Annotated in this window: 17 protein-coding genes; 4 read left to right on the forward strand and 13 right to left on the reverse strand. The window is 57.5% G+C overall.

What is annotated here, in order from left to right; genetic code table 11:
- Positions 1–3: 3 nt before the first annotated feature.
- The 7 genes from AC1QQ2_RS08315 to AC1QQ2_RS08345 form a co-directional block, all read right to left on the reverse strand.
- Positions 4–1,362 (reverse strand): amidase, encoded by a 1,359-nt coding sequence (locus tag AC1QQ2_RS08315; RefSeq protein WP_479712792.1) that lies wholly within the window; start codon positions 1,360–1,362, stop codon positions 4–6.
- Positions 1,346–2,770 (reverse strand): TRAP transporter large permease, encoded by a 1,425-nt coding sequence (locus AC1QQ2_RS08320; RefSeq protein ID WP_479712793.1) that lies wholly within the window; start codon positions 2,768–2,770, stop codon positions 1,346–1,348. Before AC1QQ2_RS08320 ends, AC1QQ2_RS08315 begins: the two co-directional genes overlap by 17 nt.
- Positions 2,771–2,829: 59 nt before the next feature.
- Positions 2,830–3,399 carry a TRAP transporter small permease subunit gene (locus tag AC1QQ2_RS08325; RefSeq protein WP_479712794.1) on the reverse strand — a complete coding sequence of 190 codons (570 nt, stop codon included), beginning with the start codon at positions 3,397–3,399 and terminating at the stop codon, positions 2,830–2,832.
- 67 nt (positions 3,400–3,466) lie between these two features.
- On the reverse strand, positions 3,467–4,606 hold the full coding sequence (locus tag AC1QQ2_RS08330; RefSeq protein ID WP_479712795.1) for a TRAP transporter substrate-binding protein: 1,140 nt from the start codon (positions 4,604–4,606) through the stop codon (positions 3,467–3,469).
- A 153-nt stretch (positions 4,607–4,759) separates the two neighbouring features.
- Positions 4,760–5,722 (reverse strand): 2-hydroxyacid dehydrogenase, encoded by a 963-nt coding sequence (locus tag AC1QQ2_RS08335; RefSeq protein WP_479712796.1) that lies wholly within the window; start codon positions 5,720–5,722, stop codon positions 4,760–4,762.
- Positions 5,723–5,777: 55 nt separating this feature from the next.
- Positions 5,778–6,650 (reverse strand): NAD(P)-dependent oxidoreductase, encoded by an 873-nt coding sequence (locus AC1QQ2_RS08340; RefSeq protein WP_479712797.1) that lies wholly within the window; start codon positions 6,648–6,650, stop codon positions 5,778–5,780.
- A gap of 137 nt (positions 6,651–6,787) precedes the next feature.
- On the reverse strand, positions 6,788–7,663 hold the full coding sequence (locus AC1QQ2_RS08345; protein WP_479712798.1) for an AEC family transporter: 876 nt from the start codon (positions 7,661–7,663) through the stop codon (positions 6,788–6,790).
- A 281-nt stretch (positions 7,664–7,944) separates the two neighbouring features.
- On the opposite strand from AC1QQ2_RS08345, the gene AC1QQ2_RS08350 reads away from it, so the two are divergent.
- Positions 7,945–8,151, forward strand: coding sequence for a cold-shock protein (locus AC1QQ2_RS08350; RefSeq protein ID WP_105235526.1), 207 nt, complete (start codon positions 7,945–7,947; stop codon positions 8,149–8,151).
- 178 nt (positions 8,152–8,329) lie between these two features.
- Positions 8,330–8,647, forward strand: coding sequence for an arginine transporter (locus AC1QQ2_RS08355; protein WP_105235527.1), 318 nt, complete (start codon positions 8,330–8,332; stop codon positions 8,645–8,647).
- A 4-nt stretch (positions 8,648–8,651) separates the two neighbouring features.
- On the opposite strand, the gene AC1QQ2_RS08360 is transcribed toward AC1QQ2_RS08355, so the two are convergent.
- Entirely contained in the window at positions 8,652–9,404 is a 753-nt protein-coding gene (locus tag AC1QQ2_RS08360; protein WP_479712799.1) for an SDR family NAD(P)-dependent oxidoreductase, read from the reverse strand.
- A gap of 88 nt (positions 9,405–9,492) precedes the next feature.
- Here AC1QQ2_RS08360 and hisF point away from each other — a divergent pair, with 88 nt between their 5' ends.
- Both hisF and AC1QQ2_RS08370 read left to right on the forward strand, forming a co-directional pair.
- A complete protein-coding gene (hisF, locus tag AC1QQ2_RS08365) occupies positions 9,493–10,251 on the forward strand; it encodes an imidazole glycerol phosphate synthase subunit HisF (RefSeq protein ID WP_067549611.1) in 759 nt (252 codons plus the stop codon).
- Positions 10,248–10,559: a phosphoribosyl-ATP diphosphatase gene (locus AC1QQ2_RS08370; RefSeq protein WP_211096447.1), complete on the forward strand. Its 312-nt coding sequence runs from the start codon at positions 10,248–10,250 to the stop codon at positions 10,557–10,559. The genes hisF and AC1QQ2_RS08370 overlap by 4 nt, the downstream gene beginning before the upstream one ends.
- Positions 10,560–10,598: 39 nt before the next feature.
- Here the strand turns inward: AC1QQ2_RS08370 and AC1QQ2_RS08375 are convergent, their stop codons facing one another.
- From AC1QQ2_RS08375 to hydA, 5 genes are read right to left on the reverse strand one after another with little or no spacing between them, the layout of a single operon-like run.
- Complete coding sequence (locus AC1QQ2_RS08375) at positions 10,599–11,579, reverse strand: ABC transporter substrate-binding protein (protein WP_479712800.1); 981 nt, start codon at positions 11,577–11,579, stop codon at positions 10,599–10,601.
- A 41-nt stretch (positions 11,580–11,620) separates the two neighbouring features.
- Complete coding sequence (locus AC1QQ2_RS08380; protein ID WP_479712801.1) at positions 11,621–12,469, reverse strand: ABC transporter permease; 849 nt, start codon at positions 12,467–12,469, stop codon at positions 11,621–11,623.
- A complete protein-coding gene (locus tag AC1QQ2_RS08385; protein ID WP_479712802.1) occupies positions 12,466–13,413 on the reverse strand; it encodes an ABC transporter permease in 948 nt (315 codons plus the stop codon). Before AC1QQ2_RS08385 ends, AC1QQ2_RS08380 begins: the two co-directional genes overlap by 4 nt.
- Positions 13,406–14,179, reverse strand: a complete 774-nt coding sequence (locus AC1QQ2_RS08390) for an ABC transporter ATP-binding protein (RefSeq protein ID WP_479712803.1) — start codon at positions 14,177–14,179, stop codon at positions 13,406–13,408. The genes AC1QQ2_RS08385 and AC1QQ2_RS08390 overlap by 8 nt, the downstream gene beginning before the upstream one ends.
- Positions 14,180–14,198: 19 nt before the next feature.
- Entirely contained in the window at positions 14,199–15,653 is a 1,455-nt protein-coding gene (gene hydA / locus AC1QQ2_RS08395) for a dihydropyrimidinase (protein ID WP_479712804.1), read from the reverse strand.
- Between the last annotated feature and the right edge of the window lie 15 nt (positions 15,654–15,668).

The raw sequence follows: 15,668 nt of genomic DNA on the forward strand, positions 1-15,668 counted from the left end.
GTCTCAGTTCCCTGTTTCGAGTGTTTCTATATGTGAGTTGAGCCATTTGGCTGTCCGCAAGAGCCGCGCATCATCATTGCGACGACCAACAAGCTGGACCCCCATTGGCATTCCGTTTTCCGCGACAAAGAGCGGGATCGTGACGCTGGGCATCCCTGCCAAGGTCCAGAGCCCGTTAAAGATCGGGTTACCTGTGTCCTCTAACCCTTCGGGCGCAGGGCCGAGGGCGGCAGGACAGATGATCGCGTCTGCACGGTTAAAGATCGCCTCGAACCCAGCGTTCAACACCTCGCGCCAGTCGAGCGCAGAGATGTAGTCGCGGGCCATGACGTCTTTGCCCTTGTCGATGGCTGTGCGGAGTTTGTCCGACAGTTGATCCCGCCCACGGGCCTCCAAGTGGTAGTAGCATTTCGCCATTTCAGCGAAGTTGATCAGCTCGCGGGTTTTCGCGGCTTGGCTCAGTTCGGGCAGCGGGGCATCAATGCATTTGTCGCCCAAGAGGTCGACCAGTTCTTCGATGGCGGCGGTCATTTGCGGATCAGCCTGATCCCATCCCGGGATACGGGCCAAGGCAAAGTCGGGCAGCACGGGTGGTTTCGACAACGCCACGTCGAGCATCCGTGGCATTGGAACTGGGGACGTCGCGCGGTCCAGCGGGTCATGGCCTGCGATGACCTCAGTCAACAGCGCGCAATCTTCGACGGAGCGGGCAAAGACGCCAACGGTATCGAGGTGTGGCGATTGCGGCAGGATACCCGTGCGCGGGATGAGGCCAAAGGTGGGTTTGAACCCAACGATCCCGCAGAACGAAGCGGGCCGAATGACAGAGCCGCCCGTTTGCGTGCCGATGGCGAAAGGCACCATGCCCGCCGCGACAGCCGCAGCAGAGCCAGAGGATGACCCACCGGGGGTGTGATCGGGATTATGTGGGTTGCGGGTTTTGCCCGCGTGCATGAACGCAGCCTCAGTCGTGACCGTTTTGCCCAAGATGATCGCACCCGCAGCCCGCAGGCGTGCGACGATCCAAGCATCCTCGGACGGGACACGACCCGCGTCGATGGGGGTTCCGTTTTCGGTCGGGATGCCTTTGGTGTCGATGATGTCTTTGAGACCAACAGGTAGCCCATGAAGCGGACCCAAGGGACGTCCCATTTGCCGCCATTGATCCAGACGCTGCGCCTGTTGAATGGCGTGATCGCCATCGAGCCACGCCCAAGCGCCAACCTGCGGTTCATATTCGGTAATGCGGTCAAGGCAGGCCTCGACCACATCGACGGCCGTGAATTCACCCGATGCGAGGCGGTCGCGCAAAGCGACCGCCCCCAAACCGAGTATGGCCTGTATCTTAGCGCTGCGGACCATAGACGGCATCCGGTAGGCTAAAGACAATCTGCGGGAAGGTGTACATGAGTAACATGGCTATCACGACCATACCGCAATACGGCAGCACGCCCTTGAAGATCTCGAGCAGTTTGACCTGCGGCGGAGCGATACCTTTGAGGTAGTACGCACTCATCGCCATTGGTGGGGTCAAGAAGCTGGTCTGAAGGTTCAGCGCCACGAGCACACCAAAGAACAGCGGATCAATCCCGAACATCGGCAGAAGCGGCAGGAAGATTGGTACGAAAATGATGATGATTTCGGACCATTCCAGCGGCCAGCCGAGAAGGAAGATGATCAACTGAGCGATGATAAGGAACTGGATCGGTGTCAGATCGAGGTGGGTCACAAACTCTGCGATCACCTGCTCACCGCCCAAGTAGCTGAACACAGCCGAGAACACATAAGAGCCAACGAACAGCCAGCACACCATCGCGGTGGTGCGGACGGTCAGATAGACGCTTTCGCGCAGACGATCAAAGGTCATCGCACGGTAGGCAATCGCCAGAACCATACCACCCAGCGCACCGATAGAGGCTGCCTCGGTCGGGGTTGCCAGACCAAAGAGGATGGAACCAAGAACCGAGAGGATCAGGAGCGCAAGAGGCAGGAAGCTGGTCGCCAGCATCCAGAGCATCTTGCCTGTCGGAACTTCTGGCAGTTCGTCCTTGGTCGGTTTCGGCGCGAGTTTCGGGTTCAGGACCGACCGCACAACGATGTAAGTGATGTAGAGGCCAACCAGCACGAGACCCGGCAGCAGAGCCGCAGCGTAGAGGCGTACGATCGAAACACCCGACGATGCTGCGTACACGATCAGCATGATCGACGGCGGGATCAGAATACCCAGCGTACCGCCCGCACAGATGATGCCAGCCGCAAAGCTGTGATCGTAGCGCATCTTGAGCATCTGCGGCAGCGCCAAGAGGCCCATCAGGGTCACAACCGCGCCCACGATACCCGTTGCGGTCGCAAAGAGCGCACAGGTGATCAGAGCGGCCACGCCGAGCGAACCCGGAATGTTGCGCGATGCGAGTGCAAGCGTGCTGAACAGCTTATCAACGATGTTCGCGCGTTCCACGATGTAGCCCATAAAGAGGAACAGCGGGATCGCCGTGAGAACTTCGTTTGATATGACTGAGTAGGTTTGGTTGATGAAGAGGTCGAAGATACGGTTGTTATAGAACCCCTCTAGCCAGAGAGAGGTCGAGTCCCACCAACCAGCGTCTTCGGTCAGTCGGTTAAAGCTGCGCCACATGCGGTCAGCGTCAAAATAGGCGTAGTAGCCAAAGCCTAGGCCAATCGCCATGAGCGTATAGGCAATCGGGAAGCCCAAAAACACGCAGGCAATAAAGATGCCCAGCATGGTAAGAGCGATTTGCGGATCGGTCACGGTGTGAACTCCAGTAATAGGACGGCAGATGAGTAGGTCTCAGCCAGATGGGGACCTGATTATTTGCCCTCAGATGCCTGTTTCATAAGTAGGGTTTCAGTTTCCTCTACGTCCGACGCCATCGGGGGCCACTTGCCCTCTTTGATGCAGATGATGCAGCGGAACACTTGCGCGATACCTTGGATCAAGAGCAAAAGGCCTGCCGCAACGATCACAGTTTTGAACTGATAGATTGGAATGCCTGCGGGGCTGTTCACAGAAACCTCAGTGTAGCTCCACGACCGGCTTGCGTATTTCCAGCCCGAAAAGATGAGCGCGAGGATACCGGGGAAGAAGAACAGGATGTAGAGTGTCAGGTCGACAATCGCCTGAGTCCGTTCCCGCCACAGCCGGTAGAGGAAGTCGCCGCGCACGTGCCCGCCACGCGACAGGGTGTAGGCGCCGCCCATCATGAACAACGTCCCATACATGATAAAGCTGATGTCCAGCGACCACGGTGTGGGGCTGTTCAACAGATACCGAACGAAGACCTCGTAGCTCATGCCAAGGGTCATCAGGATGATCAGCCATCCAAAAGCCTTGCCGAACCACGCAGATAAAGTATCGGCAAATCGGATATATTTTAGCATTCGTAACTCCAGTCCGGACCAATCCTAGGTGAAAAAGGCGCGGTCCCCCGCGCCTTTTTGCTGATGATCAGAGCTTCAGCTTACCCGGGAAATAGTGGTCATATGCGAGGCCGAGGTCAGGTGCGTTCATCAGTTCATAGTACGCAACTTTTTCGGTCCAAGCACGCTGGCTTTCCATGACACGTGCGTTGAACTCATCCGTTTCCAGATCAGCAATCAGCGTGTCCCAAGCGGCCAACTGACCCGCGAGAATTTCTTTGGACGTACGGTGGACGGTGACGCCCTCATCCGACTGAAGTTCTGCAAGGTCTTTGGAGTATTCGCGCATCGCCAGAGCGGTGTTCGAGGTCGACGACGCTTCAACTGCGTGCTTGAGGATGGCCTGCAGGTCTTCTGGCAGGTCTTCCATGAAGTCTTTGTTGAAGAGGAATTCGAACGATTCCGACGCCTGGTGATAGGACGACAGGTAGTAGTTCTTAGCTACGTCCTGCGCACCGAAACGACGGTCCGACGACGGGTTGTTGAATTCGAACGCGTCGATCACGCCACGCTCCATTGCGGGAACGATTTCGCCGCCCGGAAGCTGTGCAACAGACATACCCATGCTCTGCAGAAGGTCAGCAGCCAGACCCACAGTACGGTATTTAAAGCCGTTGAGGTCAGCAACAGTGTTCACTTCCTGTTTGAACCAGCCGAACGGCTGTGCAGGCATCGGCATACCCATCATACCGATGACGTTCAGGCCGAGGATATCTTGGGTCAGTTCGCGATACAGTTCTGCGCCGCCACCCTGATAGAACCAGGCCTGCATTGTTGTAGCAGAGCCACCGAAAACAGGGCCGGTTCCGAAGAACGACGCCGCTTTGGATTTACCGTACCAGTACACGGGCACAGTGTGCGCAGCGTCGAGAACGCCGTCATGCACAGCGTCCATCACCTGGAACGCGGCAACAACTGCGCCTGCGGGCAGAAGGTCGATCTTAATGCGGCCACCGGACATAGCCTCAACGCGGTCAACGTATTCGCGCGCGAAATCCATCCAGATGTCCGACGCAGACCAAGATGTCTGCATTTTCATTACGATCGGAGATTGGGCCAATACCGGCGGAGCCGCCAGAACGGTTGCGGCAGCAGCCGAACCACCTAGGGCACCGGTACGAATAAAGGAACGGCGCGACAAACGCGCAGTGTCAGTTTTCTTAGTCATTGATGTCCTCCCAGACGATTTCGGACACATCATGTGTCGTTAATCTATCTAATACGGTAGAAGGCCTTTCATCAAAATCAAGCAAATAAATTTATCTTTTCCACCAGATGGAAATCGAAATGAAAAAGAAACGATTATCCTTTATTTTTAATACTATGCCACGCGGTCATGGGGCTCTGCACCCTTGAAATAGGCGTCCAGATTGTCGAGTGCACGATAGCCCATGGCATCCCGTGTCTCTTCGGTTGCCGAGCCAATATGCGGCAACATGAATATATTCTGCAAGGCAGCGAGCTTTGGGTTTCCGCCCGGCTCTGTTTGGAAAACATCCAACCCTGCCGCGAACAATTTACCTGACGTCAAAGCGTCAATGAGAGCGGTTTCATCAACCAATGCGCCCCGCGCCGTGTTCACCAAGATCGCCCGATCTGGCAAAAGCGCGAGGGTTTTAGCGTTGATGATTCCAGCGTTTTCAGCCGTGGATGGGCAATGAAGGCTCAACACATCCGAACAGGCGAAAAGGCCTTCGATGGTGTCGTGGTAGATCGCCCCTTTTTCGAGGTGTTCGGGCAGACGACGGCGGTTGTGGTAATGGATTTCCATTCCAAACCCGCGCGCCCGTTCAGCGGTGACTTGGCCGACCCGCCCCATGCCCAGAACGCCAAACCGTTTGGAGGTCACCTGACGCCCAACCATGAAGGCGGGCGACCAGAAATTCCACTGACCAGAACGCACCATCGCGTCCCCTTCGGCCCCGCGCCGCGCAGCGCCGAGCATGCAGAGCATCGCGATTTCAGCGGTCGCATCCGACAGCACATCAGGGGTGTTTGTGACGACAATGCCCGCCGCTTTAGCAGCAGTAAGGTCGACGTGATCGGTGCCGACCGAATGGTTGGCGATGATCTTTAGCCCCGCGCCGATCTCAGCGATCACATCGGCGCTGAAAAGTTCGGAATGGCAGGGCAAAACGGCGTCAACGGTGCGACAGGCCGCGATCAATTCATCGCGCGTGAACAGACGGTCCTCGGGGTTAAAGGTCACATCATAGTCACGCGCCGCGCGCGCCTCCACGTCGGGTCGTAGTTTACGCGTAATCAGCAGTTTCGGCTTGGTCACGGTCGTCTCCTTCGTGGGGCGCGGCGGTTCGTTTCGTTACATGTGACGCGAGCGATTACCCCGCCGCACGAAGACGTTTGATGAGCGATGACGTATCCCAACGTCCGCCGCCCATTTTTTGAACGTCCTTATAAAATTGATCGACCAGCGCTGTGACGGGCAGGCTCGCCCCTGTTTCATCTGCAGTCGACAGACAAATACCAAGGTCCTTGCGCATCCAATCCACGGCAAAGCCATGTTCGAAATGGTCGTCGATCATGGTTTGGTAACGGTTTGACATTTGCCAGCTGCCCGCAGCGCCTTGGCTGATCACTTCGACCACGGATGCCCCGTCGAGGCCTGCTTTTTCCGCGAAATGCAGCGCCTCTGACAGACCCTGAACGAGGCCTGCGATGGCGATCTGGTTGCACATCTTGGTCATCTGACCCGCGCCAGAGTCGCCGATGCGCCGGCAGATGCGCGCGTAAGAGGCAATCACAGGTTCAGCCGTGTCATATTGCGCCTGAACACCGCCGCACATGACCGACAGGACGCCATTTTCGGCACCCGCCTGTCCACCCGAAACGGGCGCGTCCACAAACCCGAGGCCGAGCGCCTCAGCCGCGGCGAACAGCTCGCGTGTCACAGCGGCAGACACGGTGGTGTGGTCGACAAAAATCGCGCCCATTGACATGCCCGCAAAGGCACCATCAGCGCCTGTGCAGACGCCGCGCAGATCGTCATCGTTGCCAACGCAGGCGAATACGATGTCCGCACCCTCAGCCGCTTCGCGCGGGGTGGCTGCCATCGCGCCGCCGTGCTGGGCGACCCATTTTTCGGCCTTGGCCGCGGTGCGGTTATAGACGGTGACGTCATGCCCCTTGGCCTGCAAATGGCCCGCCATCGGGTAACCCATCACGCCAAGCCCTAAAAATGCTACCTTTGTCATCGACATCCTCCCTCATTCGAATTCTTGGAATTGGTGAATAGTTAGGTCTAATTTTGCAAGCACAAAACTTTTTGCATTTGCGGCGGTTAGGGCGTCATTTCTGATCGCCCTCCACCGCAGAATTTTCGGCCCCATCGTCACATCAAGGCCAGCCATAGCCCGAAAGGCAAAACGATCAGACTGCCGAAATGACCTGTGACGACCATGGAGGCGACCTTGTTGGGCTCTGCATCGTATTTGTCGGCGAGCATGTAGTTGAACACAGCGGACGGTAGACAGGCAAACAGGATCAGCGCGCCGCGTTCGATCCCTTCGAGCGGAATGAACAACAGTATGATGTAGCAAGCAAAAATCCGCGCCAGCGTGGTCAGTGCGGTGCCGCGCACGCCTACCCCGACATCGCTGATTGCACTGGTGGCCAGCCGCGCACCGAGTGACAAGAGCATCGTCGGAACAAGGATATTCCCGATCATCGTCAGCGGTGTATCCACCCATTTCGGGAAGGTCAGACCAAACTGTGAAACGGCTATTCCCGTAACCGTCGCCCAAACCAGAGGATTGGTGAACACGATCCGCCAATGGGTTCGACCACTCATCACACCTGCTCCGACTGTGAAATGGAGGATGTTCGATAGGACCAGTAAAACCACCGCAATCGGGAGTCCTTCTGGCCCAAAAGCGAGCACGATCAACGGAATACCAACGGGTCCGACATTGCCGAACATGACGCAGGGCAAAAGGGATCGCCAATTTGCACCCGAGAACCGAGCGAAGGGGTAGGCCAACAAACCACTGGCGAGGATGAGCAGCACAGAGGCCATTGCAAACATCGCCGCTGACAGCGGATCGAAGTCTTTATTCGAGAGCGACGTGAAAATTAAAACGGGTAGCGCGATATCGACGATCATGCGGTTAATGCCAGACAAATCGGGCTTTACCGCACGGCTGTAAATAAATCCTACCAAGATGATTATGAAGATGGGCAGGACTACTTCGAGAATTTGGAAAATCATGTGCCCCGCATTTCTTTAGACCGCTCGCTTTGGTTTCAAAAGGCAGCGGACTTTCATTTGCAGTCAAGGCGCCAACTTGGCTGAACTAGAGCGGGCAAACGGTCGGGCAAGGATGCCCCGCCACGGCGGTCCCCGTTTTCGTTTGCGTAAAGGGGGACACTCTGTTACACGGCGGATGCAATCTGAATTTCGACACTGTTCCTTACCCGGCCCAGCTATTCGACGTTGAGCTGCCGGCGGCGTCGCGTTTTGCGGGCGCCTTAACATAAAGGAACTACACCATGGCTAATGGTACCGTAAAATGGTTTAACGCAACCAAAGGCTTCGGCTTCATTGAAGTTGAAGGCGCACGTAACGACGTTTTCGTTCACATCTCTGCTGTTGAGCGCGCTGGCCTGACCGGTCTGAAAGACGGTCAAGCGGTTACTTTCGACATCGAATCCGGCCGTGACGGTCGCGAGTCGGCTTCGAACCTCGCTCTGGCATAATCGCCGATCGAATATGTCCTTCGGGACCGGAACAGGGCGCAGTTTTGCGCCCTGTTTTCGTTTGAGCCTTATGCCGCGTGGACATTCGGCCCCCTCTCTGGCACTCTGCACCTGAGAGGCAAATCAGCCCAGCAAAGCCCACGTTGATGGGTGGGGCGTTTAATCGGCAGAGGTTTTTATGGTCCGTTTTGTGATGGCCGGAATGGCTTGTTTGGCACTGATGTCCTGTGGTGGTGGACGATCGGGCGCGTCTGGCGATATTTCGAAGGCTTGTATGTCGAGCCACCGCACCGCTGCGAACCCTGCGCTGTGTTCCTGCATCCAGCGGGCGGCGAACCAGACCCTACGTGGGTCGGACCAGACCCGCGCGGCGGAACTCTTCGGCGATCCGCAAAAAGCCCAAGATACGCGCCAATCCGATAACCCCGCGACCGAGGCGTTTTGGCTGCGCTACAAGAACTTCGCTCAGACCGCCGAAACCATGTGCCGTGCGTGATCGATTAAATCGATCCCGCATCCACAACGTAGTTCGTCGCCGTGCACATCTTTGCGTCGTCAGAGGCAAGGAACAGTACCATTCGTGCAACGTAGATCGGATCGATCAGATCGGGCAGGCACTGACGCTCTTTGTGTTTCGCGATGCCTTCGGGCGTGACCCAAAGCTGCTTCTGCCGTTCGGTCATAATCCAACCCGGAACCACGGTATTCACACGGATGCGATGCGGGCCGAGGTCACGCGCCATGCCACGGGTCATACCGTGCACAGCGGCCTTTGCGGTGGTGTAAGAGGGCATACCGCCTGCGGCTTCCCACCAGCTGTTTGACCCCATGTTGATGATCGACCCGCCCCCTTTGGAGATCATGCCGTCGGCCACGGCTTGGATCGCAAAGAACATATGGCGCAGGTTCGTCGCTTGACGCTGGTCCCAGTATTCAGGCGTTACATCGCGCCAATCGTGACGGTCATCGCGGGCAGCGTTGTTGACCAGAACGTCTGCATAACCGACCTCGTTCTCTAGCGCGGCAAAGGCCACACGCAGGGCCTCGATATCCGTCAGGTCTGCCGCTGCAAAGGTCAGATCACCGTCGACTTCGTCCATCAGTTTAATGGCCGCGTCTTCATCAATATCGATAAAGCCAACCTGCGCCCCTTGGGCTGCAAAAGCCCGCACAATATCCGCACCAATGCCTGACGCACCGCCTGTGACGAAAACGACTTTGTCTTTTAGGCTCGGGTAGTTTGCGAATGTCATTCGTATTCTCCTTATTTGTGCGGACCATTTCACACCACGGCGCAAACGACAACTTGCCCGATGCGCCCTGCCCGCGTAAGGAAAGGTCATGCTAAAGACCCGTATCATTCCCTGCCTAGATGTCGCTGATGGCCGCGTGGTCAAGGGCGTCAATTTCGTTGACCTGATCGACGCCGGTGATCCCGTCGAAGCCGCAAAGGCCTATGACGCCGCAGGTGCGGACGAACTGTGTTTCCTCGATATTCATGCGACCCATGAAAACCGTGGCACGATGTTCGATCTGGTGACCCGCACGGCTGAGGCCTGTTTCATGCCCCTGACGGTGGGCGGCGGTGTTCGGACGCACAATGACGTTCGGGCGCTTTTGTTGGCGGGTGCGGATAAGGTGTCGTTCAATTCGGCAGCTGTGGCGGACCCTGATGTGCTGACAGACGCGGCGATGCGGTTCGGGTCACAATGCATCGTTTGTGCGATTGACGCGAAAACCGTTGAACCTGGCCGTTGGGAGATTTTCACCCACGGCGGACGCAAACCCACGGGCATTGATGCGGTCGAATTTGCGATCACTGCGATGGAGAAAGGCGCAGGGGAAATCCTGCTGACCTCAATGGATCGCGACGGGACCAAAGCGGGCTTTAACTTGCCCCTGACCAAAGCCATTTCGGACGCGGTGGATATTCCTGTGATCGCGTCGGGCGGTGTGGGGAACCTTGATCACCTTGTTGAAGGTGTGACCAAGGGTGGTGCGTCGGCTGTTCTTGCGGCGTCGATCTTCCACTTCGGCACCTACACAATCGGTGAGGCCAAAGAACACATGGCCGCTGCCGGCATTCCAGTGAGGCTCTGATGTCGCTTTACGATCTCGATAAAACCATCCAGTCGCGCAAAGGCGCGGACCCAGAGAGCTCTTGGACGGCAAAACTGTTTTCCAAAGGCCCTGAAAAATGCGCTGAAAAGTTTGGCGAAGAAGCTGTGGAGGCGATCATTGAAGCGGTCAAAGGCGACCGTGAAAAGCTGATCGGGGAAGCGGCGGATAGCCTCTATCACCTGCTGGTGATGTGTGCGGCCCGCGATGTGACGCTCGCTGATATTGAGGCAGAGCTGGACAAACGCACGTCGCAGTCTGGCATCGCCGAAAAGGCATCACGCGGATAAAAGGTTGGGCAGGAGATCACTCTCCTGCCCGTTTTCGTTTTACTGAAGCGCTGCGTCAGTGATCGCATGGGTCCATGCGCCCGACGGTTCAACAGTGATCACAGGATCAGAACCGCCAGCCAGCAAGGTCGCAACGGTGCGTTCATAGTCCGCAACATCCAGCGCGCCATTCGAACCAGCGGTCAGCTTCGCAACTTCACCCATCATATAGATTTGGTGCTCTTCGGTCTGTGCGCCTGTCTCGTCGTTGTCGAGAACGATCATAGCTGCGTCTTCTGGGTTCTCTTCAGCCCATTTCCAGCCCTGCATCGATGCACGCACAAAGCGGACCATTTTGTCAGCAAAGGCCGGATCGTTCAGGTTCTCTTCGAGGACATATAGACCGTCCTCGAGGGTTGCGACGCCCACGTCTTCGTATTTGAAGGTGACGAGTTCGTCGGGCGAAACGCCAGCCTCAAGCACCTGACCGAATTCGTTGTAGGTCATGGTAGAGATACAGTCGGCCTGACGCTGCAAGAGCGGGTCAACGTTAAAGCCCTGCTTCAGGACGGTCACGCCACCCTCGCCACCATCAGTGGCGATACCCTCTTGGCTCATCCACGACAGGAACGGATATTCGTTGCCGTAGAACCAAACGCCGATGGTGTGACCAGGGAAGTCGGCGGGGCCCGTGATGCCGCTGTCTTTCCAGCAGGTCAGCATGAGGCCCGAGGATTTATAGGGCTGTGCGATGTTGACGATCGGCAGGCCTTTTTCGCGGGCCGCCAATGCCGACGGCAACCAATCGATCATCACGTCAGCGCCGCCACCTGCGAGCACCTGACCCGGTGCGATGTCGGGGCCACCTGCGAGGATCGTCACGTTCAGCCCTTCGGCCTCGTAAAAGCCTTGGTCCAGCGCGACGTAATAGCCTGCGAACTGGGCTTGGGTGACCCACTTCAACTGAAGCGTCACATCGTCTGCAAAGGCTGTGGTGGCGGTGCAAAGGGCGGCCACTGCGCCGATCATATAGGTCTTCATAGGGTTACTCCTTGTTGGTGGTGATCCGACTTTTGCGCCGGTTAGTGTTTTCGTTGCGATGGATGCCAGAAGGTCACCCATTGCTCGATCTTGGCGACCAGCCCGTAGAACAGGCTGCCCGCAATTGCCGCGACAACGATCTCTGCCCAGACCATATCAAGGGCCAACTGACCGACCGATGTCGAAATTCTAAACCCCATCCCCAAAACAGGTGAGCCGAAAAATTCGGCTACAATCGCGCCGATAAGCGCCAGCGATGTCGCAATTTTGAGCCCGTTGAAAACAAAGGGCATGGCGGCAGGGATGCGGAGTTTCAAAAGGGTTTGAGTGTAGGACGCGCCATAGGTGCGCATCAGGTCGCGCTGCATCGTGGACGTATCACGCAGACCCGCGACCGTGTTCACCAGCATAGGAAAGAACACCATGACCACGACGACCGCGGCCTTGGACTGCCAATCAAAGCCGAACCACATCACGAGGATGGGTGCGGTGCCCACGATGGGCAGGGCCGCGACAAAGTTCCCGACGGGCAAAAGGCCACGGCGCAGGAAATCAAAGCGGTCGACGACAATCGCCACGAGGAAGGCCGCGCCACAGCCGATGACATAACCACTGAACGCGCCTTTGACGAAGGTCTGGAAGAAATCGCCCCAGAGGATCGCGAGGTTTGCGCCAAAGGCCGCTGCGATGGCGGTGGGGGCAGGCAGGATCACGGCGGAGATGTTCAGACCCGTGACCAAAAGCTCCCAGATGATCAGAACGGTTGCCCCGAAAATCAGCGGAACACCGATTTGCGCGGCAGGCGTTTTGGCGGCGCGACCATTGGCGATCACGGCGTTTAGGCCCCAGCCCATAGCCCAGATCAGCGCGGCAAAGAGGACGTAGATCATGCCTGCACTCCCATCCGTTTGAGGGTGCGGGCCTCAACCCAGCCAATCAGCGCGACCAAGAGCGCGGCCATGCCAGCGGCAAAGAACAGCGCCGCCCAGATTTGTTCGGTCTGCCCGTAATACGACCCGCCGAGCATGCGCGCGCCTAGCCCACCGCGCTGCACAGGCAGTTCACCGACGATAGCACCGACGAGCGATGCCGCGATGCCGACCTTGAGCGAGGTAAAGAGATACGGCACCGAGGACGGCAGGCGGAGTTTCCAGAAGGTCGCGCTTTGGCCCGCGTTATAGGTGTGAAGGAGGTCCAACTGCATCGCATCAGGGCTACGCAGACCTTTGACCATGCCGACAACGACAGGGAAGAAGGACAGATAGGCGCTGATCACGGCCTTGGGGATCAGGCCTTGGATGCCAAAGGAATAAAGCACGACGATGATCATCGGGGCCAGCGCCACAATCGGGATGGTCTGGCTGACAATCGCCCAAGGCATCACCGACATATCCATGGTTTTGCTGTGCACGATACCCACCGCGAGCAGCACGCCGAGGCCCGCGCCGATGGCGAAACCAACGACGGTCGCCGAGAGCGTGACCCAGCCATGATAGATCAGCGATTTATTCGACAGGCTGCCCGAGTTCACGATGCCACGGCGACCATAGACCTCTTCGGTCCATGTGCTATCCCAAAGCTCGGCCACGATCTGATGTGGTGCGGGTAGACGGGCGCGTTCGACCGACCAGCTCCCAGCTAGGGTATCGGTGTTTTGCAGCATCAGGGAAAACCGTCCAACCTCTGCGCGGGCGCGGGCGTTGTCGGGGGTCACTACGGCCCCTGCCCGTTCTGCAGCGGTGAGGGTTTCCTGCACGTTCATCGGGATACAGGCGACATACCAGAGCGCCATGATCGCGAGGACGACAGTCAGGATGGGGCCAACCTTAGTCATCAATATGCCCCGCACGCAGGCCTTCGCGGACGCGGTGGGCGATTTCGATGAACTCTGCGCTGTCCCGAATATCCAAGGGACGTTCGCGCGGCAGGGTGCTTTCGATCACATCAGTGATCCGACCCGGACGGGGCGACATCACGACGATCTTGGTCGAGAGATAGACCGCCTCTGGGATAGAGTGGGTCACGAAGCCGATGGTTTTTTCCGTGCGGGCCCAGAGTTTCAAAAGCTCTTCGTTAAGTTTATCGCGGACGATTTCGTCGAGTGCGCCAAAGGGTTCGTCCATCAACAAAATGTCGGCATCAAAGGCCAGAGCACGGGCAATCGACGCCCGCTGCTGCATCCCACCAGAAAGCTGCCACGGGAATTTCTTTTCGAACCCTGTGAGGTCCACAAGATCGAGCGTCTTTTTCACCCGCTGGGATTGCTCCTCTTTGGAAAAGCCCATGATCTCTAGCGGCAGACGGATGTTACCGCCGATTGTGCGCCACGGATAAAGGCCCGCCGCCTGAAACACGTAGCCATAGGCCCGCGCCTTGCGAGCCTCGTCGGGGGTCATGCCGTTGACAGAGAGCGTGCCGCCCGTGGGATGTTCCAGCCCCGCGATGCAGCGCAGGAACGTCGTTTTTCCGCAACCCGAAGGCCCGATGAATGAAACGAAATCGCCTTTCTCAATGGTGAGGTTGACGTCGCGAAGGGCATGAACGGGCCCGTCGTTGGTCTGAAAGGTAAGGTTGAGGCCTTTGGCTTCGATGACACTCATCAGGTCTTCTTCTTTCTTCTTAAACGCCCGTTGCCGGGATGCCGCTGCGTTCAACAGGACGCGGTGCGGTCAGTTCTTTCCACGTGGACAGGGCCTTGTTCACGGCGGTGTTTGGACCGCGTTTCACGAACTCGCCATGACCCTCTTGGGTGCGGATTTCACCATCATGGATGGCCACATGTCCACGGGTCAAAGTGAAACGTGGGAGGCCCTTCACCGTCTGTCCTTCGAACACGTTATAATCGATTGCCGACTGTTGCGAAGAGGCCGAGATAGTCTTTTCTTTCTCTGGGTTCCAGACAACGAGGTCGGCATCGGCACCGACAAGAACCGCGCCTTTTTTCGGGTAGCAGTTCAGAATTTTCGCGATATTTGTTGAGGTTACAGCGACAAATTCATTTGGCGTTAGGCGACCTGTGTTGACCCCGTGGGTCCAGAGCATCGGCATACGATCCTCGAGCCCACCTGTACCGTTCGGGATCTTGGTAAAGTCACCGACGCCATAGCGTTTTTGATCCGTGGTAAAGGCGCAGTGGTCGGTTGCCACGACAGAGAGCGACCCAGATTGCAGGCCCGCCCAGAGGCTGTCCTGATGTTTCTTATTGCGGAATGGCGGGGACATCACGCGGCGTGCTGCGTGGTCCCAGTCGGGGTTAAAGTATTCGCTTTCGTCCAGTGTCAGGTGCTGGATCAGCGGTTCACCCCAGACCCGTTTGCCGTTCATGCGGGCACGGCGGATGGCCTCGTGGGCTTCTTCGCAGGAGGTGTGCACGACGTAGAGAGGCACGCCCGCCATGTCGGCGATCATGATCGCGCGGTTCGTGGCTTCGCCTTCGACCTGAGACGGACGGGAATAGGCGTGGGCCTCGGGGCCTGTGTTGCCTTCACGCAAAAGCTTGGCCGAGAGTTCGGCGACAACGTCCCCGTTTTCAGCGTGCACCATCGCGATGCCGCCCAGTTCGGCGAGACGCTGGAACGAGGCATACATTTCGTCATCGTTCACCATCAACGCGCCCTTATAGGCCATGAAGTGTTTGAACGTGTTGATGCCGCGATCACGGATCACGGATTCCATTTCGTTAAAGACCTGTTCGCCCCACCATGTAACCGCCATGTGGAACGAGTAGTCACAGTTCGCGCGGGTCGATTTGTTGTCCCACATTTGCAGCGCATCATGGAGACCCTGCCCCGGTGATGGCAGCGCAAAGTCGACGACCATCGTCGTGCCACCAGCGAGCGCGGCGCGGGTGCCGCTTTCGAAATCGTCCGAGGAATAGGTGCCCATGAACGGCATTTCGAGGTGGGTATGGGGGTCGATGCCACCCGGCATGACGTAGCAGCCCGTAGCATCCAGTTCCTTATCGCCCTTGAGCCCTTGCCCGATTGCGGTGATGACGCCGCCCTCGATCTGGACGTCGGCCTTGTAGGTGAGGTCGGCGGTGACGATGGTGCCGTTTTTGATGACTGTGGTCATGGTCTGATCTCCCTC

This window comes from Aestuarium sp. (assembly GCF_023253315.1).
Classification (GTDB): Bacteria; Pseudomonadota; Alphaproteobacteria; order Rhodobacterales; family Rhodobacteraceae; genus Marivivens; species Marivivens donghaensis.

What these genes read in the sequence shown, in the direction of transcription:
- AC1QQ2_RS08315 (WP_479712792.1), bottom strand. Translation starts at nt 1,362, where the DNA reads ATGGTCCGCAGCGCTAAGATACAGGCCATACTCGGTTTGGGGGCGGTC.
- AC1QQ2_RS08325 (WP_479712794.1), bottom strand. Translation starts at nt 3,399, where the DNA reads ATGCTAAAATATATCCGATTTGCCGATACTTTATCTGCGTGGTTCGGC.
- AC1QQ2_RS08330 (WP_479712795.1), bottom strand. Translation starts at nt 4,606, where the DNA reads ATGACTAAGAAAACTGACACTGCGCGTTTGTCGCGCCGTTCCTTTATT.
- AC1QQ2_RS08340 (WP_479712797.1), bottom strand. Translation starts at nt 6,650, where the DNA reads ATGACAAAGGTAGCATTTTTAGGGCTTGGCGTGATGGGTTACCCGATG.
- AC1QQ2_RS08345 (WP_479712798.1), bottom strand. Translation starts at nt 7,663, where the DNA reads ATGATTTTCCAAATTCTCGAAGTAGTCCTGCCCATCTTCATAATCATC.
- AC1QQ2_RS08350 (WP_105235526.1), top strand. Translation starts at nt 7,945, where the DNA reads ATGGCTAATGGTACCGTAAAATGGTTTAACGCAACCAAAGGCTTCGGC.
- AC1QQ2_RS08355 (WP_105235527.1), top strand. Translation starts at nt 8,330, where the DNA reads ATGGTCCGTTTTGTGATGGCCGGAATGGCTTGTTTGGCACTGATGTCC.
- AC1QQ2_RS08360 (WP_479712799.1), bottom strand. Translation starts at nt 9,404, where the DNA reads ATGACATTCGCAAACTACCCGAGCCTAAAAGACAAAGTCGTTTTCGTC.
- hisF (WP_067549611.1), top strand. Translation starts at nt 9,493, where the DNA reads ATGCTAAAGACCCGTATCATTCCCTGCCTAGATGTCGCTGATGGCCGC.
- AC1QQ2_RS08375 (WP_479712800.1), bottom strand. Translation starts at nt 11,579, where the DNA reads ATGAAGACCTATATGATCGGCGCAGTGGCCGCCCTTTGCACCGCCACC.
- AC1QQ2_RS08380 (WP_479712801.1), bottom strand. Translation starts at nt 12,469, where the DNA reads ATGATCTACGTCCTCTTTGCCGCGCTGATCTGGGCTATGGGCTGGGGC.
- AC1QQ2_RS08385 (WP_479712802.1), bottom strand. Translation starts at nt 13,413, where the DNA reads ATGACTAAGGTTGGCCCCATCCTGACTGTCGTCCTCGCGATCATGGCG.
- AC1QQ2_RS08390 (WP_479712803.1), bottom strand. Translation starts at nt 14,179, where the DNA reads ATGAGTGTCATCGAAGCCAAAGGCCTCAACCTTACCTTTCAGACCAAC.
- hydA (WP_479712804.1), bottom strand. Translation starts at nt 15,653, where the DNA reads ATGACCACAGTCATCAAAAACGGCACCATCGTCACCGCCGACCTCACC.